The 20,815-nt window shown below is 72.4% G+C and carries 18 protein-coding genes; 5 read left to right on the top strand and 13 right to left on the bottom strand.

Annotated features, from left to right (window positions below; all coding sequences use genetic code 11):
- Nucleotides 1-36 precede the first annotated feature (36 nt).
- The 4 genes from BM237_RS23255 to bldG all read right to left on the bottom strand — a co-directional run bounded on the left by BM237_RS23255 (nucleotide 37) and on the right by bldG (nucleotide 4,715).
- Nucleotides 37-615 (bottom strand): small secreted protein, encoded by a 579-nt coding sequence (locus BM237_RS23255; RefSeq protein WP_245793960.1) that lies wholly within the window; start codon nucleotides 613-615, stop codon nucleotides 37-39.
- A gap of 224 nt (nucleotides 616-839) precedes the next feature.
- Nucleotides 840-3,347, bottom strand: a complete 2,508-nt coding sequence (locus BM237_RS23250) for a sodium-translocating pyrophosphatase (RefSeq protein WP_093851674.1) — start codon at nucleotides 3,345-3,347, stop codon at nucleotides 840-842.
- Between the two features lie 464 nt (nucleotides 3,348-3,811).
- The gene (locus tag BM237_RS23245; protein ID WP_093851673.1) at nucleotides 3,812-4,243 is read right to left on the bottom strand and encodes an ATP-binding protein; all 432 of its coding nucleotides are present in this window, start codon (nucleotides 4,241-4,243) and stop codon (nucleotides 3,812-3,814) included.
- A gap of 130 nt (nucleotides 4,244-4,373) precedes the next feature.
- A complete protein-coding gene (bldG, locus tag BM237_RS23240) occupies nucleotides 4,374-4,715 on the bottom strand; it encodes an anti-sigma factor antagonist BldG (RefSeq protein ID WP_093657489.1) in 342 nt (113 codons plus the stop codon).
- Nucleotides 4,716-4,877: 162 nt separating this feature from the next.
- Between bldG and BM237_RS23235 the strand changes: the two genes are divergently transcribed.
- Nucleotides 4,878-7,343, top strand: a complete 2,466-nt coding sequence (locus BM237_RS23235) for a DEAD/DEAH box helicase (protein ID WP_093851727.1) — start codon at nucleotides 4,878-4,880, stop codon at nucleotides 7,341-7,343.
- On the opposite strand, the gene BM237_RS23230 is transcribed toward BM237_RS23235, so the two are convergent.
- The 7 genes from BM237_RS23230 to ssd all read right to left on the bottom strand — a co-directional run bounded on the left by BM237_RS23230 (nucleotide 7,267) and on the right by ssd (nucleotide 12,483).
- The gene (locus tag BM237_RS23230; protein WP_093851672.1) at nucleotides 7,267-7,647 is read right to left on the bottom strand and encodes an Rv3654c family TadE-like protein; all 381 of its coding nucleotides are present in this window, start codon (nucleotides 7,645-7,647) and stop codon (nucleotides 7,267-7,269) included. The two genes, BM237_RS23235 and BM237_RS23230, sit on opposite strands and share 77 nt — an antisense overlap.
- On the bottom strand, nucleotides 7,631-7,978 hold the full coding sequence (locus BM237_RS23225) for a TadE family type IV pilus minor pilin (protein WP_093851671.1): 348 nt from the start codon (nucleotides 7,976-7,978) through the stop codon (nucleotides 7,631-7,633). The genes BM237_RS23230 and BM237_RS23225 overlap by 17 nt, the downstream gene beginning before the upstream one ends.
- On the bottom strand, nucleotides 7,965-8,102 hold the full coding sequence (locus BM237_RS23220; protein WP_241713936.1) for a DUF4244 domain-containing protein: 138 nt from the start codon (nucleotides 8,100-8,102) through the stop codon (nucleotides 7,965-7,967). Before BM237_RS23220 ends, BM237_RS23225 begins: the two co-directional genes overlap by 14 nt.
- Nucleotides 8,103-8,349: 247 nt before the next feature.
- Entirely contained in the window at nucleotides 8,350-9,228 is an 879-nt protein-coding gene (locus BM237_RS23215; protein ID WP_093851669.1) for a type II secretion system F family protein, read from the bottom strand.
- Complete coding sequence (locus BM237_RS23210) at nucleotides 9,225-10,076, bottom strand: type II secretion system F family protein (protein WP_093851726.1); 852 nt, start codon at nucleotides 10,074-10,076, stop codon at nucleotides 9,225-9,227. The genes BM237_RS23215 and BM237_RS23210 overlap by 4 nt, the downstream gene beginning before the upstream one ends.
- A gap of 65 nt (nucleotides 10,077-10,141) precedes the next feature.
- Nucleotides 10,142-11,287 carry a TadA family conjugal transfer-associated ATPase gene (locus tag BM237_RS23205; protein ID WP_093851725.1) on the bottom strand — a complete coding sequence of 382 codons (1,146 nt, stop codon included), beginning with the start codon at nucleotides 11,285-11,287 and terminating at the stop codon, nucleotides 10,142-10,144.
- Between the two features lie 92 nt (nucleotides 11,288-11,379).
- Nucleotides 11,380-12,483: a septum site-determining protein Ssd gene (ssd, locus tag BM237_RS23200; RefSeq protein ID WP_245793955.1), complete on the bottom strand. Its 1,104-nt coding sequence runs from the start codon at nucleotides 12,481-12,483 to the stop codon at nucleotides 11,380-11,382.
- 452 nt (nucleotides 12,484-12,935) lie between these two features.
- On the opposite strand from ssd, the gene BM237_RS23195 reads away from it, so the two are divergent.
- Nucleotides 12,936-13,772: an HAD family hydrolase gene (locus tag BM237_RS23195; protein WP_093851667.1), complete on the top strand. Its 837-nt coding sequence runs from the start codon at nucleotides 12,936-12,938 to the stop codon at nucleotides 13,770-13,772.
- 483 nt (nucleotides 13,773-14,255) lie between these two features.
- Here BM237_RS23195 and BM237_RS23190 read toward each other — a convergent pair whose 3' ends face one another.
- The gene (locus BM237_RS23190; RefSeq protein ID WP_093851666.1) at nucleotides 14,256-15,080 is read right to left on the bottom strand and encodes a Fic family protein; all 825 of its coding nucleotides are present in this window, start codon (nucleotides 15,078-15,080) and stop codon (nucleotides 14,256-14,258) included.
- A gap of 104 nt (nucleotides 15,081-15,184) precedes the next feature.
- On the opposite strand from BM237_RS23190, the gene BM237_RS23185 reads away from it, so the two are divergent.
- Entirely contained in the window at nucleotides 15,185-16,186 is a 1,002-nt protein-coding gene (locus BM237_RS23185; RefSeq protein ID WP_093851665.1) for an ATP-binding protein, read from the top strand.
- 96 nt (nucleotides 16,187-16,282) lie between these two features.
- Here the strand turns inward: BM237_RS23185 and BM237_RS23180 are convergent, their stop codons facing one another.
- On the bottom strand, nucleotides 16,283-17,533 hold the full coding sequence (locus tag BM237_RS23180) for a polysaccharide deacetylase family protein (protein WP_245793953.1): 1,251 nt from the start codon (nucleotides 17,531-17,533) through the stop codon (nucleotides 16,283-16,285).
- A gap of 589 nt (nucleotides 17,534-18,122) precedes the next feature.
- Here BM237_RS23180 and acs point away from each other — a divergent pair.
- Together acs and BM237_RS23170 are read left to right on the top strand one after the other, a co-directional pair.
- Nucleotides 18,123-20,087: an acetate--CoA ligase gene (acs, locus tag BM237_RS23175; RefSeq protein WP_093851664.1), complete on the top strand. Its 1,965-nt coding sequence runs from the start codon at nucleotides 18,123-18,125 to the stop codon at nucleotides 20,085-20,087.
- A gap of 191 nt (nucleotides 20,088-20,278) precedes the next feature.
- Nucleotides 20,279-20,761 (top strand): phage holin family protein, encoded by a 483-nt coding sequence (locus BM237_RS23170; protein ID WP_093851663.1) that lies wholly within the window; start codon nucleotides 20,279-20,281, stop codon nucleotides 20,759-20,761.
- Nucleotides 20,762-20,815: the final 54 nt, after the last annotated feature.

Here is a 20,815-nt window from a genome sequence, read left to right as displayed (position 1 = left end):
TGTCCTCTGCCGCTGCCCTCCGTTGACCGCCTTCCGCTACGCCGCCGAGGCGGACGGCGCCGGCGACGGCCTCCGGCAGCCCTTCTGACCCGCTATCGCCTCCTGGAGATCGCCCTGCCGGAACTCCCCCAGTGCCTTCTCCACCTCGCCGAACTGTTTGGGGAGCTTGTCCATCTCCCCGGCGATGTCCTGCAGCCCGTCGGCGAACTCCGACCGGTCCTTCTCGTTCAGGGCCTCGGCCCGCTCGCGGAGGTCCGCGTACGTGGCCGACAGCGCGTCGAGCCGGCCGATCGCGTTCTTCTGGATCCGGGAGCCGTCCTCCAGCGGCGGGACGCCCGCCTTGCGCACGGCGGCGGACAGGGCCTTGTAGGCGGTGGAGAGGTCGCCGAAGGCCTCCACGTCGGTCTTCTTGACCTCCTCGGGGGCTTTGTCCCCCTCGGTGATCCGCGCGAGTGCCTGGTTGGCGCCGTCGATGGTCTTGTTCTGCTTCTGCAGCGAGTCGCAGTACTCCTGGGCCCATCGCTCGGCCTTCTCGTTGCCCTCGTCGCCGCACCCGCTCAGGGCGAGCACGAGCACCGCGGTGCCGGACAGCGCGGCAGCAAGCTTCTTGTTCACTCCGGATCGATCCCTTCGTGGGTGTTCGGCCCGGAACATACACGCAGGAGGTTCACCGGCCGTGGGCCGGCGGGGCTAATAAGTCATGTATGAGGCTTAGATGCCCATTTGCGTTGAGCACATCTCACACGACCCGCCCCGGCGCATGGCGGTGGGCGGAGCGCCAGGGCTCCGCCCACCGCCATGCGCCGGGGCTCCTCCCGTACGAAGCCCCGCCGGACCCGCTACGGTGCCGCCACCGGGGCACCGGGCTCGGAGGGACCTGAGGGACCTGACGGCCCCGGCGTGTCCGGGGAGCCGGAGGAACCCGGCGCCCGGGAAGTGCGTCCGGCCGTGCCGCCGGCGTCCTTCCCGCCGCCTTCACCGCCTTCACCGTCCTCGCCGCCGACCGCGATACCGCGCCGCTTGGAGACGTAGACCGCCCCGATGATGACACCGAGTGCGAGGACCGCGATGGCGGCCCGCACGCCGGCGCTGGCGTCGTCGCCGTAGCTGAGCTGCACCACGGCGGGCGCGATCAGCAGCGCCACCAGGTTCATCACCTTCAGCAGCGGGTTGATCGCGGGGCCCGCGGTGTCCTTGAACGGGTCGCCGACCGTGTCGCCGATGACCGTCGCGGCGTGCGCCTCGCTGCCCTTGCCGCCGTGATGGCCGTCCTCGACCAGCTTCTTGGCGTTGTCCCAGGCTCCGCCGGAGTTGGCGAGGAAGACCGCCATCAGCGTGCCCGCGCCGATGGCGCCCGCGAGGAACGAGCCCAGCGCGCCGACGCCGAGTGTGAAGCCGACCGCTATGGGCGCCATGACGGCCAGCAGACCGGGGGTGGCCAGTTCGCGCAGCGCGTCCTTGGTGCAGATGTCCACCACCCGGCCGTACTCGGGCTTCTCGCTGTAGTCCATGATCCCGGGCCGCTCGCGGAACTGGCGCCGCACCTCGAAGACCACCGAGCCCGCCGACCGGGAGACGGCGTTGATGGCCAGCCCGGAGAAGAGGAAGACGACGGAGGCCCCGAGGATCAGGCCGACCAGGTTGTTCGGCTGCGAGATGTCCAGGCTCAGACCCAGCTCCCCGGCCCGGGCGCCCACGTCCGACACGGCGCCGGCGATCGCGTCGCGGTAGGAGCCGAAGAGGGCGGCGGCGGCCAGGACCGCGGTGGCGATGGCGATGCCCTTGGTGATGGCCTTGGTGGTGTTGCCCACCGCGTCGAGGTCGGTGAGCACCTGGGCGCCCGCACCCTCGACGTCGCCGGACATCTCGGCGATGCCCTGGGCGTTGTCGGAGACCGGTCCGAAGGTGTCCATCGCGACGATGACGCCGACGGTGGTGAGCAGACCGGTGCCCGCCAGGGCGACGGCGAACAGCGCCAGCATGATGGAGGCGCCGCCCAGCAGGAAGGCGCCGTAGACGCTGAGCGCGATCAGCAGCGCCGTGTAGACGGCGGACTCCAGACCGATGGAGATGCCGGAGAGGACCACGGTGGCGGGACCGGTCAGCGAGGTCTTGCCGATATCGCGCACGGGCCTGCGGCTCGGTTCGGTGAAGTAGCCGGTGAGCTGCTGGATCAGCGCGGCGAGCACGATGCCGATGGCGACCGAGACCAGCGCGAAGACGCGCGGGTCGCCGTCGTGGCCGGCGATGGCGGTGTCGGTGACGCCCTCCAGCTCGCCGAAGCTGCCCGGAAGGTAGACGAACGCCGCGACGGCCACCAGGGCCAGGGAGATCACCGCGGAGATGAAGAAGCCGCGGTTGATGGCGGTCATGCCGCTGCGGTCGGCGCGGCGCGGCGCGACCGCGAAGACGCCGACCATGGCGGTGAGGACGCCGATCGCCGGGACGAGCAGGGGGAAGGCCAGCCCCGAGTCGCCGAAGGCGACCGTGCCCAGGATGAGCGCGGCCACCAGGGTGACGGCGTAGGACTCGAAGAGGTCGGCGGCCATGCCCGCGCAGTCGCCGACGTTGTCGCCGACGTTGTCCGCGATGGTGGCGGCGTTGCGCGGGTCGTCCTCGGGGATGCCCTTCTCGACCTTGCCGACGAGGTCCGCGCCCACGTCGGCGGCCTTGGTGAAGATGCCGCCGCCCACTCGCATGAACATCGCGATCAGGGCGGCTCCCAGGCCGAAGCCCTCCAGCACCTTGGGCGCGTCGGCGGCGTAGACGAGCACCACGACGGCGGCCCCGAGCAGGCCGAGGCCGACGGTGAACATGCCGACGACCCCGCCCGTACGGAAGGCGATCTTCATCGCCCGGTGGGACACCTCGGTCAGGTCCTTCGCGGGTTCTCCCTCACCGGGAGTCGCCTCCCGGGCGGCGGCCGCGACCCGTACGTTGCTGCGTACGGCCAGCCACATGCCGATATAGCCGGTGGCCGCCGAGAAAGCGGCGCCGACCAGGAAGAACGCCGAGCGTCCGATTCGCTGGCCCATACCGTCGGCCGGGAGCAACATCAACAGGAAGAAGACCACGACGGCGAATATGCCGAGGGTACGCAACTGCCGCGCGAGGTAGGCGTTCGCACCTTCCTGTACGGCGGATGCGATCTCCTTCATGCTGTCGGTGCCCTCGCCCGCGGCGAGCACTTGACGCACCAGCACCACGGCGACCACCAGGGCTGCCGCGGCGACGAGCGCGATCACCAGCACCAGGCCGCGATTGCCGCTGGTGAGCACGGCGTCGGCCAGTTGTAGCCGGTCCTGGAAAGGCTGGAAAGCCTGGAAAGGGGTGTGGTGCCCCGCCATTCGTCCTCCTTGACGTTTGGCACATGGGCGCGCGCAAGCACGCTCAGGCGTCCTGCTGCAAAGATGTGGACGGATTGTAGAGAGCCGCTTCGGCTCACAACAGAGTGCGGTATTTCCTGCCGGTCCGCACCCGCAAAGATCGAATAGCGGGCACCGGAGATAATTCCCCTGAACGGCCGAGATATTCCTCTCCGGCGACACGCAGGAAAAGATCTCGGAATACCCGGGGAGATCCCGGACGGGGCGCGGGACGGATATGCGCAGGCAGGCCGCGGCAGGGTGGGAACGGAGGCGGGCCTGGAACGGAGGCGGGCCGGGGCGGGACAGGCGGACGGGACCGGACGGGACCGGACATGGGACAGGCGCCCCGGGAAGGGGCGCCTGGAACGGCCCGGGAGGGCCGGGAAGCCGGGGCCGAGGGCCGGAAAGCCGACCGGCCACGCGGGCGAACCCGCGCGGGACGGTCAGTCGAGCGGCTCGGGGTTGGTCGGCCAGCTCATGCGGATCAGGCCGCCGCGCTCGTCGGCGGTCACCTCGACATCGTCCACCAGCCCGCTGATCACCGCGAGCCCCATGTCGACCTCGTCGTCGCCCTCGACGCCGTCCGCGCCCTCGGGAGAGGTGCGGGCCGCGCCCCGCGCCCCCTGGGGAACGTCGTCGCCCACCTCGATGCGGAAGACCTTCTCGTCCTCGGTCAGCGACACCCGGACGGGTGTGTCGAGACCCTGGCCGGTGTGAAGACCGACCGCTCTGCTGCACGCCTCACCCACCGCGAGCCGTACCTCGTCCAGTACGGCGTCGTCGACACCGGCCCGGCGCGCGACGGCGGCCGCCACCAGGCGCGCCGTCCTCACATGCTCGGGCAGCGCGCTGAAGCGCAGTTCGACGGTGGCCATGCCATCCCCCTCGGTAATGCCTGCGGTCACCCGGTGACCTGCTGACTGACGGCCGTTCAGGGGCGCCGGACCGGTCAGGTGCCGGTCCGGCGCCCCTGCGCGCCTTGTGCGAGCTTGTTCGGCTCGGCTCTCAGTCGGTGGCCGCCACGGCCTCGTCGACCGAGGTGTGGATGGGGAACACCTTGGTCAGGCCGGTGATACGGAAGATCTTGAGAATGCGCTCCTGGTTGCAGACCAGACGCAGAGATCCCTCGTGGGCGCGCACGCGCTTGAGTCCGCCGACGAGCACACCCAGGCCGGTGGAGTCGAGGAAGTCAACGCCCTCCATGTCCACGACCAGGTGGTAGCTGCCGTCGTTCACCAGCTCGACCAGCTGCTCGCGCAGCTTGGGCGCGGTGTATACATCGATCTCGCCACCCACCGAGACGATCGTGCGATCGCCGACGGTACGGGTCGACAGGGACAGGTCCACAGATCCTCCAGCACCTTGCTATCGAGCGGTCCGCCCCCTTGGCGCCTCCCCACCGGAAGGTGGGGGCGGGCCATCCCCACCGGACGTGGGGAGGTCGTCTCCCCGCCGAAGGTAGAGGACGGATCGGCAGCCGCAGAAGCATTCAATCACTTACCCGGGGGCCTGCACGACGCCTTGCGGCCATTGTCCGTCGCGCCGGTGACACACTCGATTCCGATGGCCACCAACCACCGTGCGGCGTCCGCAGGCGCACATCCCCCGTCCCCGTCTCCCCGAGCGGTCCTCGAAAGCCTCGCCGCGGGGGCCGACCGGGCCGTGCGCATCACCCATGTGGAGCACCTGCCCCCACGGAACGGTCGTCATGCGGACTGGCCTGGTCGGATTCGGCCGGAAGTGGTCGCTGCGATCCGCGCCGCCGGCATCGACCGTCCGTGGGAGCACCAGGCCCGTGCCGCCGAGCACGCGCTGCGGGGGAAATCGGTGGTGGTCGCCACCGGTACGGCGTCGGGCAAGTCGCTGGCCTATCTGGCCCCGGTGCTCAGCGTGCTGCTGGAGGGCGCGCAGGCCCCGAACGGGCGCGGCGCCACCACCCTCTATCTCGCCCCGACCAAGGCGCTGGCCTCCGACCAGCGGCGGGCCGTGAGCGAACTGGCCGCGCCGCTGGGCAGCGCCGTCCGTCCGGCGGTCTACGACGGGGACACCCCGGTCGAGGAGCGCGAGTGGGTGCGGCGGTACGCCAACCACGTGCTCACCAACCCCGACATGCTGCACCGCGGGATACTCCCCGCCCACTCCCGCTGGTCCTCCTTCCTGCGCGCCCTGCGGTATGTGGTCGTCGACGAGTGCCACACCTACCGCGGCGTGTTCGGCTCCCATGTCGCCCAGGTAATGCGCCGGCTGCGGCGCGTGTGCGCCCGCCACGGCTCCGAGCCGGTCTTCCTGCTGGCCTCCGCGACCGCCGCCGAGCCGGGCGAGGCGGCCACCCGTCTCACCGGCCTGCCCGTCACCGAGATCACTCAGGACGCCTCCCCCCGCGGCGAGGTGGTCTTCGCCCTCTGGGAGCCCCCGCTGACGCAGATGCACGGCGAGCGCGGCGCCCCGGTACGGCGGACCGCCACCGCCGAGGCCGCCGACCTCCTGACCGACCTCGCCGTCCAGGGCGTGCGGACCGTCGCCTTCGTACGCTCCCGGCGCGGCGCCGAGCTGATCTCGGTGATCGCCCGGGAGCGGCTGTCGGAGGTGGACCGCGCCCTGGCTGGTCGGGTCGCCGCCTACCGGGGCGGCTACCTGCCGGAGGAACGCCGCGCCCTGGAGCGGTCCCTGCACTCCGGTGAACTCCTCGGGCTGGCCGCCACCACCGCGCTCGAACTCGGCATCGACGTGTCCGGCCTCGACGCCGTGATCCTGGCCGGCTATCCCGGCACCCGCGCCTCCTTGTGGCAGCAGGCCGGACGCGCCGGGCGGGCGGGCCAGGGCGCCCTGGCCGTCCTCGTCGCCCGGGACGACCCGCTGGACACCTACCTCGTCCACCACCCCGACGCGATCTTCCGCCGCCCCGTGGAGTCCACCGTCCTGGATCCGGACAACCCCTACGTCCTCACCCCCCATCTGTGTGCCGCGGCGGCGGAGGCACCGCTCACCGAGGCGGACTTCGAACTGTTCGGACCGTCCGTGCCCGAGCTGATGCCGCTCCTGGAGCGGCGCGGACTGCTGCGCCGCCGGGGGACGGGCTGGTACTGGACCCGCCGCGAGCGGGCCGCCGACCTCACCGACATCCGAGGCCAGGGCGGCCGGCCCGTCCAGGTGGTGGAGGACGGCACCGGGCGGTTGCTGGGCACGGTCGACGCCGCGGCGGCCCACACCACCGTCCACGACGGCGCGGTCCACCTCCACCAGGGCCGCACCTATGTGGTCCGCCGTCTCGACCTGGAGGACTCGGTCGCCCTGGTGGAGGAGGCGAGCCCGCCCTGGACGACGATGGCCAGGGACACCACCTCGGTCTCCGTGCTGGAGACCGACACCGAGATCCCGTGGGGCGAGGCACGGCTGTGCTTCGGTTCGGTCGAGGTCACCAACCAGGTCGTCTCCTATCTGCGCCGCAGGCTCGTCACCGGCGAGGTGCTCGGCGAGTCCAAGCTGGACCTGCCGCCGCGCACCCTGCGCACCCGCGCGGTGTGGTGGACGGTCACCGAGGACCAGCTCGGTGCCGCCCGGATCGGCCCCGAGGTGCTGCCCGGAGCCCTGCACGCCGCCGAGCACGCCTCCATCGGCATGCTGCCGCTCTTCGCCACCTGCGACCGCTGGGACATCGGCGGTGTCTCGGTACCGCTGCACCCAGACACCCTGCTGCCGACGGTCTTCGTCTACGACGGGCACCCCGGCGGCGCGGGCTTCGCCGAACGCGCCTTCCACACCGCCCGCGACTGGCTGACCGCGACCCGCCGGGCCATCGCCGCGTGCGAGTGCGACAGCGGCTGCCCGTCGTGCATCCAGTCGCCCAAGTGCGGCAACGGCAACGACCCCCTGCACAAGCGCGGCGCGGTACGGCTCCTCACGGAGCTGCTGCGGCAGGCCCCGCCCGAGCCCTCACCCCGGCGGAGTACGGACCCGCCCGCACCCGCACCGTGAGGTCCGCGATCTCCTCCCGCACCTGGCAGCGAACCACCCTCGCCCGCTGTGCGGCGGCCACCCGCCGCGCGGCGGCGCACGCCTCCTGAGCGCCCCGAAGAGCGTGATCGGCCGCCGCGAGCGCCGCCGCGTCCGCCGCCGCGCCCGCGTGATGGCGCGTGACGACGGCCTGCCCCAGTGCCAGTACGCCCACCGCCACCGTGCACAGCACCAGTCCGCACAGCGCGGCCCATACCGTGGCCGAACCCCGCTCCCCGGAGCGGACACCTCCGCAGGGTGGCCGGCGATCACCCCGGTTCCGCATACGCCACCGCCTCGGCCTCCAGTTCCACGCCCAGCGGACCGGGGCCGGCCGCCCTCGCCGTGACCAGTACCCGCACCAGATCGCCCTCCCGGGACGTCTCCAGACCCGCTCCCCGCGGGGCGACCTCCCGCACGGCCCGGTGGATCCTCTCGGGCGGCTCGCCCCTCGCCGCCGCCCGCGCTCCCGCGCCCGCCGCGTCCACACAGCGGACCTGTGCGACCACCGCCGCCCCGCCCCACAGCAGCAGACCGAGCAGCGCGATCAGGGAGGGAACCACCACGGCGGTCTCCGCGGTGACATAGCCCCGGTCCCGACTTTCAGAAGCCCGCATCGAGCGCCCGCTCGATCAGCTGCCGCATCGCCGTGGAGACCGGGCCACTGGTGACGATCTTGTAGAGCACCGCCGCGAAACCCGCGGCGGCGATCGTTCCCACCGCGTACTCCGCGGTGCTCATCCCGGCCTGTGCCTCCCGGCCCCGGACTCCGCGCGTCCTCAGGCCGATCCACGCCGCCATCCGCCCCTGCCCGCTCCGTCCCCGCAACACCCGTGCCCGCACCGCTCGTGCCCGCACCGCTCGTGCCTGCACCGCTCGTGTCCGCACCGCTCGTCCTTCCGTCGTTCGTCCCCACATGACCCGCTCTCCGTCTCGCTGTCCGTTCTGTCGGCCGCACCCACCGCGGGCGCGGCCCGTACCGCGCGGTTCACAGCAGCGACCGCGCCAGACCGATGACCACCGGAACCACCCCCGCCAGCAGGAAGGCGGGCAGGAAGCACAGCCCCAGCGGTCCGGTGACCAGGACCGCGGCCCGCCGTGCCCGCTCGGTGGCCGCCCGGGCCAGCCGTGCCCGGCACTCGGCGGCCAGACGGCCCACCGGCTCCACCGCGGGCACGCCGGTCGTCGCCGCCCGTTCCATGCACCGGGCCAGTTCCGCCGCTCCCGGCAGCCCGCCCAGCCGCGCCCAGACGGCCGCCGGGTCGCCGCCGAGCCGCAGTTCGGCCGAGGCCCGCACCAATCCCTCACCGAGCGGACCGCCCACCGAGCCCCCCACCGCGCCGGCCGCCTCGCCCGGCCCCGATCCGGCCGCCAGACAGGCGGCCAGAAGTTCCGCGGTGATGGGCAGTTGTCCGGTCACCGCCGACTCGGCACCCGCAAAGCCCTCCCTGTCTTTTTCATTCACATATGCTCTCTTCGCGGTGTCTCCCCGCGCCCCCTTGCCGCGCAGCAGACACCGCGCCCCGTACGCCGCCGCCACCCCGAGCAGACAGCCGACCGGACCTCCGACCAGGGCGACCGCCAGGGCGACGGCCCCGGCCATCGCGGCCGCCTCCCGGACCGGCGATCGCCGCACGCCGATCACGCGCAGCACTCTCCGCGTCCCGGCCCCGGCCCCGCCCCCGCCCCCGGCCCCCAGCAGTTCCACCGGCCGGCGTCGGCGGCGCCGCACCCGGCCGGCCGCCGGCGCCCCGCCGGCCAGACACAATGCCGCGGCCGACAGGGACAGCGCGGGCAGCGGCGACGGAAGCGACGAGGAGAACTCCGCACACGTTGTCCACACGCTGTGGACAAAGCCGCCGCTCATCTCCGCCCGCCCTCCTCCGCCCTCCGGACGATCGTGGAAACCCACGCCAGCCCGGCCCACTCCAGCAGCCCGGCGCCGGCCAGACAGACCCACCCGGCAGGGCTGTGGAGCAGCACGTGCAGCGGTCTCGCCCCCATCGCACCGCCCAACAGCAGCCCGAAGAGCGGCAGCAGAGCCAGGACGAGCGCCGTGGAACGCGGCCCCGCCAACTGGGCGCGCAGTTCCTCCCGCCGGTCGCGCTCCGCCCGCAGCGAACCGGCCACCCGGTCCAGCCCGTCCGCGAGGCCGGCGCCTCCGTCCACCGCCACCTGCCAGCAGGCGGCCATCCCGCCGAGCCCTTCCGCCCCCTTCTGCCGGGCCGCCTGCCGAAGCGCCCCCGGTACATCCCCTCCGAAGCGGGCGGCCGCCAGCACCACCGCTCCGGTGTCCCCGAAGCCGGGCATGCCGGTCGCCAGCAGAGCCCGCTCGGGCGTACGGCCCGCCCGCAGCTCGCCTGCGACCGCCGAGCACAGGGCGATGACGGCGGCCTCCCTCGCCGCCCCCGCACGGCGCCGCTCCCGTGCGCGCAACCGGCGGCCGAGCAGCGGCACCGCCACCGCACCGGCCAGCAGCGGCAGCACCGACTCCCCCAGCAGCGCCAGCAGGGCGCCTCCCACCGGACACCACCCCGCAGGACCCACCCGGGCCCCGAACCCGCGCACCGTCCGGGCGACCGTCTCCACGGCACCGGCTGCCGGGCCGCCCCACCGGGACACCGGCTCGGCACCGTCGGAGCACAGCAGCCGGGCCCTCCGCAGCCCCTCACCGGGGCGGCCCGGCAGCCGGCTCATCGCTCTGGCGCACACCATCGCCGCGCACAGCGACCCCGCGTACACCACCTCGGGCTGCGCGCCGGCCTGCGCTCCGGCCGCCGTCACAGCGCACCACCGCCCCGTGCGCACAGCCGCTCCAGCCGCGGCCAGCCCTGCTCCCGCACGAAGCCGTCCGGCCCCCGGACGGCGGCGGGCACCGTCACCACCAGGCCGTACCGGTCCTGCTCCAGCACATGGATCTCGGCGATCCGCCTTTGGCCCCGGCGGTCCCGGACCAGATGGACCACTACCGACAGCGCCGCCGCGAGCTGACTGTGCAGCGCCGTCCGGTCGAGCCCCGCCGTGGTGCCCAGCGCCTCCAGCCGGGCCGGTACGTCGGCCGCCGCGTTGGCGTGAACCGTCCCACAGCCCCCCTCATGGCCTGTGTTGAGCGCGGCCAGCAGATCCGTCACCTCCGCGCCGCGCACCTCACCGACCACGAGCCGGTCCGGCCGCATGCGCAGCGCCTGCCGCACCAGATCCCGCAAGGTGACACGGCCTACGCCCTCCTGGTTGGCCGGACGCGTCTCCAGCCGCACCACATGCGGATGGTCGGGACGCAGCTCGGCGGAGTCCTCGGCCAGGACGATCCGCTCCCTCGGCCCCACCAGCCCCAGCAGGCTCGACAGCAAGGTCGTCTTCCCCGACCCCGTCCCGCCGCTGATCAGGAACGACAGTCTGGCGTCCAGGATCGCCCCCAGCAGTGCCTCCCCGCCCGGGGGCACCGTGCCGGCCGCCACCAGCTCCGGCAGGGCGAAGGCCCGCGGGCGGACCACCCGCAGGGACAGGCATGTGCAGCCGACCGCCACCGGGGGCAGCACCGCGTGCAGCCGGGTGCCGTCCGGGAGCCGGGCGTCCACCCAGGGGTGGGCGTCGTCCAGCCGCCGTCCCGCCGAGGTGGCCAGCCGCTGGGCGAGCCTGCGCACCGCCGCCGCGTCGGGGAAACGGACGGCGGTCCGCTCCACCGCGCCACCACGGTCCACCCAGACCTCGTCCGGAGCGGTCACCAGGACGTCCGTGACCTCCGGCTCCGCCAGCAGCGGCTCCAGCGGACCGGCACCGACCATCTCCGACCGCAGTGCCTCCACCACACCCAGCACCGCGCTGTCCCCGAGCAGCCGCCCCTGAGCCCGCAGCGCCGCCGCGACCCGGGCGGGCGTGGGTTCCGCGCCGGCTTCCGCCAGCCGCAGACGCACCGCGTCCACCAGCGTCCGCGGAGCGGGCGCCCCGCCGTAAGCATCCGCCCGCGCCTGGGCGTCCGTTCCCCCGCGTGTCCCTCCCAGGGTGTGCGTACGCGCGCTCACGCGGCCACACTCCCCCGGCCGCCGGCGGGCCGTGCTCCGCCGCCCTCCGGCAGTGCGCGGGCCCAGAACTCCGAGCAGAACCGGGCCAGTGGACCGCGCGTGTCCGCTCCGGGTGGCCGACCCGCCTCCACCGCGGTCGGCAGTCCTGCCTCGGAGGGCATTTCGCCGGCGAGCCTCAGCCCCAGCAGCCGGGCGATCTCCTCACCGTCCAGCCCCGCCCCGAAGGGGCCCCGCACCACCGCCCGCAGGTCCCGCAGTACCAGGCCTGCCCGGGAGGCGACCCGCTGCGTCGCCGCGACGGCCCGCAACTCGGCGGGCACGACCAGCAGGCCGAGGTCGAGTTGCGCCAGCACCTCGGCGACCGTCTCGTCCAGCCGCCGCGGCAGGTCGACCACGACCACTCCGCCGCGCCGTCTGGCCGCCCCCAGGACCGCGCGCACCGCCTCCGGAGGGACGGCCGCGCTCTCACCCCTGTCCCAGCTGAGCAGCCGCAGACCGTGCAGCCTGGGCAGGGACTCCTCCAGAGCCGCACCGCCGACCCGGCCGCGCGAGTCGGCGAACGCGGGCCAGCGCAGGCCCTCCGCCCGTTCCCCTCCGAGCAGGATGTCGAGCCCGCCGCCGAGCGGATCGCCGTCGATGAGCATCGTGCGATGTCCGGCACGCGCGGCCGTGAGGGCCAGCGCGCAGGCCAGGGTGGAGGCCCCGGCCCCGCCCCGGCCTCCCATCACCCCCACGGTCAGTGCCTGCCGCCCGACGCCCTCGGCCGCGTCGGCGATCCGGCCGGTGAGCCACGACTCGCCGTCGGGCAGGAGCACCACGTGTTCCGCCCCGATCCCCACACCGCGCCGCCAGACGCCGGGGTCGTCCAGATCCCGGCCGATGAGCAGCACTCCCGGCCGGCGCACGGGCGCACGCGCCGACCGGGACAGCGCGTCGGCCCGGTCGTCTCCGACCAGCACCAGCGGGGCGTTCTCCCATCGCCCCTGGACCGGCGGCGCCCCGTGGGCCACCTCCGCCTCGGCCCCGGCCGCCGCGCACAGGCGCAGCAGATCGTCCAGCAACTTCTCGTCCTCGGTGACGATCAGGATGCTTCCGGTCACGTCCCGTTCCCCTTCCGGATTCTCGCTCTCCAGTTCGCGGCGGACCCGCGAACTCCGTGCTCAATCACCGTGCCGGGGAACGGAAAAACTCGATGATCTTGGTCTAAATACGTGGACAACTCGGCAGTTGTGAATAACTCGCTCACCCAAACGAGCGACTCCGTATGAGCAGGCTGACGAATACGGAGAGTGACAGATCACAGAAGGGGAAGACCCGCACCACCGCAGACCGCGGGAGGGGAGGAAGAGGGCCCGGCGAGGCGAAAACGCGTCCGGACATGCGACGACCCCCGCCGGGGGGGAGAGCGGGGGTCGTCTCCACGGCCGACTCGGGGGGGGAGGAGCCGGACCGGGGTAGCACGGTCGCGAACGATCCGTGACTTCCATGGTGTACCCGAGAGCCTTCTCAGGCAAACCCACGCGCCCTACCTTACGCCGAATGGTGGGCGCATATGCTCAACCTCGTGGAAAACCACTCGCTGCCGCGCACCGCTGCCTTCTTCGACCTGGACAAGACGGTCATTGCGAAGTCGAGCACGCTCACCTTCGGCAAGTCCTTCTACCACGGCGGGCTGATCAACCGGCGCGCCGCGCTGCGCACCGCGTACACGCAGTTCGTGTTCCTCGCCGGAGGCGCCGACCACGATCAGATGGAACGGATGCGCGCCTATCTGTCCGCGATGTGCCGCGGCTGGAACGTCCAGCAGGTCAGGGAGATCGTCGCCGAGACCATCCACGAGCTCATCGACCCGATCATCTACGACGAGGCCGCATCCCTCATCGAGGAGCACCACCTCGCCGGACGCGACGTCGTGATCGTGAGCACCTCCGGCGCGGAGGTGGTCGAGCCGATCGGCGAACTGATAGGCGCGGACCGCGTCGTGGCGACGCGCATGGTCGTCGAGGAAGGCTGCTTCACCGGCGAGATCGAGTACTACGCGTACGGCCCGACCAAGGCGGAGGCCGTACGGGAACTGGCGGAGTCCGAGGGATACGACCTCTCGCGCTGCTACGCCTACAGCGACTCGGCCACCGACATCCCCATGCTGGAGGCGGTCGGCCACCCGCACGCCGTCAACCCCGACCGGGCACTGCGCCGGGAGGCGGTGGCCCGGGACTGGCCGATCCTCGCCTTCCAGCGCCCGGTCCGCCTCAAGCAGCGGGTGCCCTCCCTCGCCATGTCCCGGCGCCCCGCGCTGGCCGCCGCGGTGGCGGTGGGAGCGGCGGCGGCGACCGCCGGCCTGGTCTGGTACGCGAACCGGCGGCGCGCCCGCCTCCACACGGCATGAGCGCCGCCCCTCTCCGGCCGGGTCCCATGGGCGCCCCCGCACCCCCGCAGGCACCCGCAGGCACCCGCAGACACGCAGACACCCATGGGCGTAACGGGCCTTCATGGACGCCTATGGGTACCCATGGGCGCCCATGGGGCTTTTGAAAGGTAAAGCAAAGCCCTGTCGGGATAGGTTCCACTTCGTCCCCGGGTGGGGTACAAAGGAGTCAACGGCCCGCGAGACCTGGCCGATACCGCCCGAAAGGGAGGTTCGGCACAGACGAAGGCCCCACGGACCGAGCATGGAAGCCGGGAACCCACGCGCAGCAGACCCGCGATAGGGCCGGCCGCACCAGGGTCGGGCGAAGTCCCCCTGATGACGGCGATACCGTGCACGCCTGGTACCCCGGCGGACGTGCCAGCGGCGACACCGACCTCGCGCCGGTGCCGCCGCATCACTGTGTGCGGAGGTCTTCGGTAACGCCTCCCGGGCCCCCGGTCGTCAGGCCGCCCCGCGCTGAAGGGCCTCACAGACCGCGGTGCTCTCCCGCGCGCCCAGCCCCACCGCCCGGCCGCAGTGGCCGATCCATCCCGCCACTCCCTCCGGGGTGCCGGAGACGTATCCCTCCAGCGCCTCGACGTAGGCTTCGGCGCCCTGCTCCGCGTGACCGACCTCCGCGGGGCAGACGGACTTCGGATCCAGACCGCCGCCGATCAGCACGATCCGCTCCGCTGCCCGGGCGACCAGGCCGTTGTACGTACCGAAGGGCCGCAGGGCCATCAGCTCGCCGTGCACCACCGCCGCCACCACCAGCGCGGGCGCGGAGGTGCCCGCCACGACGAGCTGCGCCAGGGCGTCCAGCCGGGCCGAGACCTCGGCGGCGCCCGGCAGCGCCGGCCCGGACACCAGCGTCTCCTCCACCGGTTCGCCCGCCAGCCGCGGCCGGCCCACACGGTCGCCCCCCGCCTCGCCGCCCGCCGCCACCAGATGGAGCCTGGCCAGCACCCGCAGGGGCGACTGCCGCCACACGTCCAGCAGTTGACCCGCCTCCGCGGTGGCCCGCAGGGCCGCGCCGACCGTACGCGCCTCGGTGTCCGCGCCGAAGTCGCTGCGGCGCCGCACCTCCTCCAGCGGCCAGTCGGCGCCGCCGAGCGCCGCCGAGGCGCGGGCGCCCCGCAGCACCGCCTCGGCGGTGACCTCGCTGCTGCGCCTCCGCATCACCCGGTGCCCGTACACCCGGTCCACGGCCTTGCGCACCGATTCGACGGAGTCGGCGACGCCGGGCAGCGCGCCCAGCGCGGCGAGGGGATCAGCAGTCGTAGACATGCCTAGACCCTACGCACCCCCGGCGGCGTGAACGCCCCACGATCGAGTGGTCTTCTTCACGCGGCCCCCCTCCGTACCGCGGGCGCCCCACTACGCTTCCGACCATGAAAATCGCTTTCGTAGGAAAGGGCGGCAGCGGCAAGACGACGCTGTCCTCGCTGTTCGTCCGTCACCTCGCCGCCCAGCACCTTCCCGTCGTCGCCGTGGACGCCGACATCAACCAGCACCTGGGCGTCGCGCTGGGCCTGGACGAGGAGGAGGCGGCCGCCCTGCCCGCGATGGGCGCCCACCTGCCGCTGATCAAGGATTACCTGCGCGGCACCAACCCCCGGATCGCCTCGGCCGGGACGATGATCAAGACGACTCCGCCCGGTGAGGGATCCCGGCTGCTGCGGATCACCGAGGACAATCCCGTGTACGGCGCCTGCGCCCGCCGCGTCCGGCCCGGCGGCGTCCCCGAGGGCGGCGAGGTACGGCTGCTGGCCACCGGCCCCTTCACCGAGGCGGATCTGGGCGTGGCCTGCTACCACTCCAAGGTCGGCGCCGTCGAGCTGTGCCTGAACCATCTGGTCGACGGGCGCGGGGAGTTCGTGGTCGTCGACATGACGGCGGGCTCGGACTCCTTCGCCTCCGGGATGTTCACACGCTTCGACATGACGTTCCTGGTGGCCGAGCCGACCCGCAAGGGCATGGCGGTCTACCGGCAGTACAAGGAGTACGCCCGGGACTACGACGTCCAGCTGCGTGTGGTGGGCAACAAGGTACAGGGCCAGGACGACCTGGACTTCCTGCACGCGGAGGCCGGGGACGACCTGCTGGTGACAGTCGGGCACTCCGACTGGGTGCGCGCGATGGAGAAGGGCCGTGTCCGGCCCTTCTCCGAGCTGGAGGACGCGAACCACAAGGCGCTGCGCATGATGCAGGAGACGGCGGACGCGTCGTACGGGCTGCGCGACTGGGAGCGCTACACCCGGCAGATGGTGCACTTCCACCTGAAGAACGCCGAGAGCTGGGGCAACGCGAAGACGGGAGCCGACTTGGCGGCCCAGGTCGACCCCGCCTTCGTACTCCGTGAGGCGCCGGCCCCCGCCTCCCGGGCGGTCTGAGCCGGCTCCCGTCCCCGCCCCTCCGGTCCCGGCTCCGGCCGCACAGCTTCCACAGGAATGCCGGGCCGGGGGTCCACGTGCCGGAGGGCCGGGGGTCTACGTGTCGGAGGGCCGGGAGGGGACCGCCGTCGAGGGGGCGGTCAGGAACCTCTTCCATCCGCCCTCGGGCGCCTGCCCCACCCCGAGCGTGCGGAGCCTCTCCAGGATCCGCGGGTCCTGGGCGTCGAGCCAGTCGACGAGCTGCCTGAAGGAGACGCAGTGCACGTCGGCCATGGGGCACACCTTCTTGATGACGTCCTCGACGGCCTTCATGTAGACGCCGCCGTTCCAGCCCTCGAAGTGGTTGCCGATGATCAGCGGTGCGCGGTTGCCGTCGTACGCGCGGTCGAAGCCCTCCAGCAGGCCGTCGCGCATCTGGCGCCCCCAGGCCTCGCGCTGCGCCGGATCACCGTTGACCGTCCCCGACTGGTTGGCCAGGAAGTTGTAGTCCATCGCGAGCGTCTCGAAGGAACGCCCGGGCATCGGCACCTGCTGGAGCGGCAGGTCCCACAGACCGCCCTCCTTGTCGGGCCAGACCTGGGTGCCGTTGCCGGAGGAGTCGTAGCGGAAGCCCATCTCCTTCGCGGCGGGGAGAAGGTTCTCGCGGCCCTCCAGGCAGGGGGTGCGGCCGCCGACCAGTTCCCGGTCGTAGTCGAAGGGGAGGGGCTCCAGGTCCTTCCAGCCGGTCGTGGTCTTCCAGTTCTTCACGAACCACTTGGCCTGTTCGATCTCGCTCTTCCACTGCTCGGGCGTCCAGCTGCCGACGCCGTTCGCCCCGCAGAAGTGGCCGTTGAAGTGGGTGCCTATCTCGTTCCCCTCGAGCCAGGCGCCGCGGAGCTGCTCCAGTGTGGCCCGTATGTTCTCGTCCTTGAGGTAGCCGATGTCCGAGGCACCCCGGCCGCGGCCGGGGGGCTCGTAGCGGTGGGCCTCGTCCTCGGGCAGCACGTACACGCCGCTGAGGAAGTACGTCATGTGCGCGTCGTACTTCCTTCCCACCTCGCGGAAGTGCGAGAAGAGCTTCTTGCTGTCCTCCCCCGCGCCGTCCCAGGAGAAGACGACGAACTGCGGAGGCTTGTCGCCGGGCTTCAGACGCCCGAACTCGGGCTGGTTCGGCTGGGCGCCTATGTAGGCGGTGGAGCCGTCGCCTATGAGCTCGACCCTGCCCGCGGGCTTCGCCTTCCGCCCGTCCTTGTTCGCGCGGCCCTCGTCCTTCGACACGCTCGGGGACGAGCTCGAGCAACCGACCGCCAGCACGGTCAGTACGGCCGCTCCCGCAGCGCCTCTGGTCAGCCTCCTCGCGACTCCCATGCTCTCCACCTCATCGCCTCCGTCGTCGCTTTCGCGCTCTTCCGGCCGATTCGTTCGGCCTGCGACCAACCTCACACGCACTGTGAGAGGCGCAAGCGAGGAGACCGGTTCCTATGACTTATTCACCCTCGGGTGTGAACAGTGAGCCCGATTGCCTCGACCCCCTCTCCGGCCCTCCGGCTTTCCGGCCATCCGGCCACCCGCAGGCCCATCCGTGTAAGGCCCGGCAGCTGCCCGAGGGCTCGCCGGGGTCGCATGGAATGTACTTCCACGCCGGTGAGACACAGGCGTACGCACCGGACTGTCCGGGCAACGGGGGACGGAGACGAGGTGTCGGCCTTCACTCCCGTGCGCCCCCGCGCGGCCGTCGCCCGAGCGACCCCGCACACAGCGGGAGAACGGCGGCCCGCGGCGGGACGAAGATCACGGAAACAAGCCGTTCGACCGCTCGTCGGCCGCTCACCGACGAGTGTCGACCCCTGAGCGCAAGAGGTCTACACCACTTGACGGACAACCCTTGTCAGGGGACGACAAGGGCTGGTCTGCTATGACGCGGGACACACCGGACACCCTGGGAAAGGGAGATGTCGTGAGCAACGAAAGCCTGGCCAACCTGCTCAAGGAGGAACGGAGGTTCGCACCGCCCGCCGAGCTGGCAGCGAACGCCAACGTCACCGCGGAGGCGTACGAACGGGCGAAAGCGGACCGGCTGGGCTTCTGGGCCGAGCAGGCCCGCCGACTGAGCTGGGAGACCGAGCCGACCGAGACCCTGGACTGGTCCAACCCTCCCTTCGCCAAGTGGTTCAAGGACGGCCGGCTCAACGTGGCCCACAACTGCGTCGACCGCCATGTCGAGGCAGGCCTGGGCGACCGGGTCGCCATCCACTTCGAGGGCGAGCCGGGCGACACTCGCGCGATCACCTACGCCGACCTCCAGCGCGAGGTCTCCAGGGCCGCCAACGCCCTGATCGAACTGGGTGTGCGGACCGGCGACCGGGTCGCGATCTACATGCCCATGATCCCCGAGACGGTCGTGGCGATGCTGGCCTGCGCCCGCATCGGCGCCCCCCATTCCCTGGTCTTCGGCGGCTTCTCCTCCGACGCCCTGGCCGCCCGCATCCAGGACGCCGACGCCCGTGTCGTCATCACCGCCGACGGCGGCTACCGGCGCGGCAAGCCCAGCGCCCTGAAACCCGCCGTCGACGAGGCCCTGACCCAGCCGGGCACCGAGAACGTGCGCAACGTCCTGGTCGTCCGCCGCACCGGCGAGGAGACGGCCTGGACCGAGGGCCGGGACGTGTGGTGGCACGAGCTGGTGGACCGCCAGTCCGAGGAGCACACCCCGCAGGCGTTCGAGGCCGAGCACCCGCTGTTCATCCTCTACACCTCCGGCACCACGGGTAAGCCCAAGGGCATCCTCCACACCTCCGGCGGCTACCTCACCCAGACGGCCTACACCCACCATGCCGTCTTCGACCTCAAGCCGGAGACGGACGTCTACTGGTGCACCGCCGACGTCGGCTGGGTCACCGGCCACTCGTACATCGTCTACGGCCCGCTGGCCAACGGCGCCACCCAGGTGATCTACGAGGGCACCCCCGACACCCCGCACAAGGGCCGCTGGTGGGAGATCGTCGAGAAGTACAAGGTCACGATCCTCTACACCGCCCCGACCGCCATCCGCACCTGCATGAAGTGGGGCGACGACATCCCGGCGAAGTTCGATCTGTCCTCGCTGCGGGTGCTGGGCTCGGTCGGCGAGCCGATCAACCCCGAGGCCTGGATCTGGTACCGCCACAACATCGGCGGCGACCGCACCCCGGTGGTGGACACCTGGTGGCAGACCGAGACCGGCGCCATGATGATCAGCCCGCTGCCGGGCGTCACCGAGGCCAAGCCCGGATCGGCCCAGGTGCCGCTGCCCGGCATCGCCGCCACGGTCGTGGACGACGAGGCCAACGAGGTGCCCGACGGCTCCGGCGGCTACCTCGTCCTGACCGAGCCGTGGCCGTCGATGCTCCGGACGATCTGGGGCGACGACCAGCGGTACCTGGACACCTACTGGTCCCGCTTCCAGGACCGCTACTTCGCGGGCGACGGCGCCAAGAAGGACGGGGACGGCGACATCTGGCTGCTGGGCCGGGTGGACGACGTGATGCTGGTCTCCGGCCACAACATCTCCACCACCGAGGTCGAGTCCGCCCTCGTCTCGCACCCGAAGGTCGCCGAGGCGGCGGTCGTCGGCGCCACCGATCCGCAGACCACCCAGGCCATCTGCGCCTTCGTCATCCTGCGCGGCAACGCCGCCGAGGACGAGGGACTGGTGGAGGAGCTGCGCGGTCATGTGGCCAAGCACCTCGGCCCGATCGCCAAGCCCAAGCGCATCCTGCCGGTCGACGAGCTGCCCAAGACCCGCTCGGGCAAGATCATGCGCCGGCTGCTGCGCGATGTCGCCGAGAACCGGGACCTGGGCGACGTCACCACCCTCACCGACTCCACGGTGATGACCCTCATCCAGTCCAAGCTGCCGGGCGCCGCCTCCAGCGAGGACTGATCCGGCACCGGACCCTTCCACAGGGGCGCCCGGCCACCGCGCACACGGTGGCCGGGCGCCCCTGTCCGCTGCTGCGGCAGCCCGCGCACAGGCGGCTCGCCGACACCGTGTGCGACGGCGGGCACCGCGGTCCGGCATGATGCAGACCCTGGCGCAGAGCCATCGACCGACACGACGAGAGGAAGCATGAGATGAGCCCAGCCGACGACGGCCGCAGCATCGGTCAGCTGGTCGCCTCGGCGACGACCGAACTGTCCGCACTGGTCCACGAGGAGATCGCGCTGGCCAAGGCCGAGCTGCGGCAGGACGTCAAGCGCGGCGCGATCGGCAGCGGCGCGGCAGTCGCCGCGGGCATCCTCGCGCTCTTCTCGCTGCCGGTCTTCAGCTTCGCCGCGGCCTACGGCATCCACAACCTGGGGCTCGGGCTCGCCTGGTCGTTCACCATCGTGGGGGGCGTGTACCTGCTGGTCGCGCTCATGCTCCTGCTGCTGGCCAAGGCCAAGCTGTCCAAGGTCAGGCCGCCCGAGCGCTCGATCGCCTCGGCCAAGCAGTCGGCGGCCGTGCTGTCGGGCGTCAAGCCCCACCCCCGAGCCGTTCCGGGCGCGCGGACGGAGCCCAAGTCCGCCGAGACGGAGACCACGGCCGTCGAGCACGTGACACGCTCTTCCGCATGACGGACAGCACGGACGGCACGGTCGGCGCGGACGGCGCGGGCACGGCAGACACGG

The sequence above is a fragment of the Streptomyces mangrovi genome, assembly GCF_900114215.1.
Classification (GTDB): domain Bacteria; phylum Actinomycetota; class Actinomycetes; order Streptomycetales; family Streptomycetaceae; genus Streptomyces; species Streptomyces barkulensis.
This window is presented reverse-complemented; position numbering and strand designations above follow the sequence as displayed.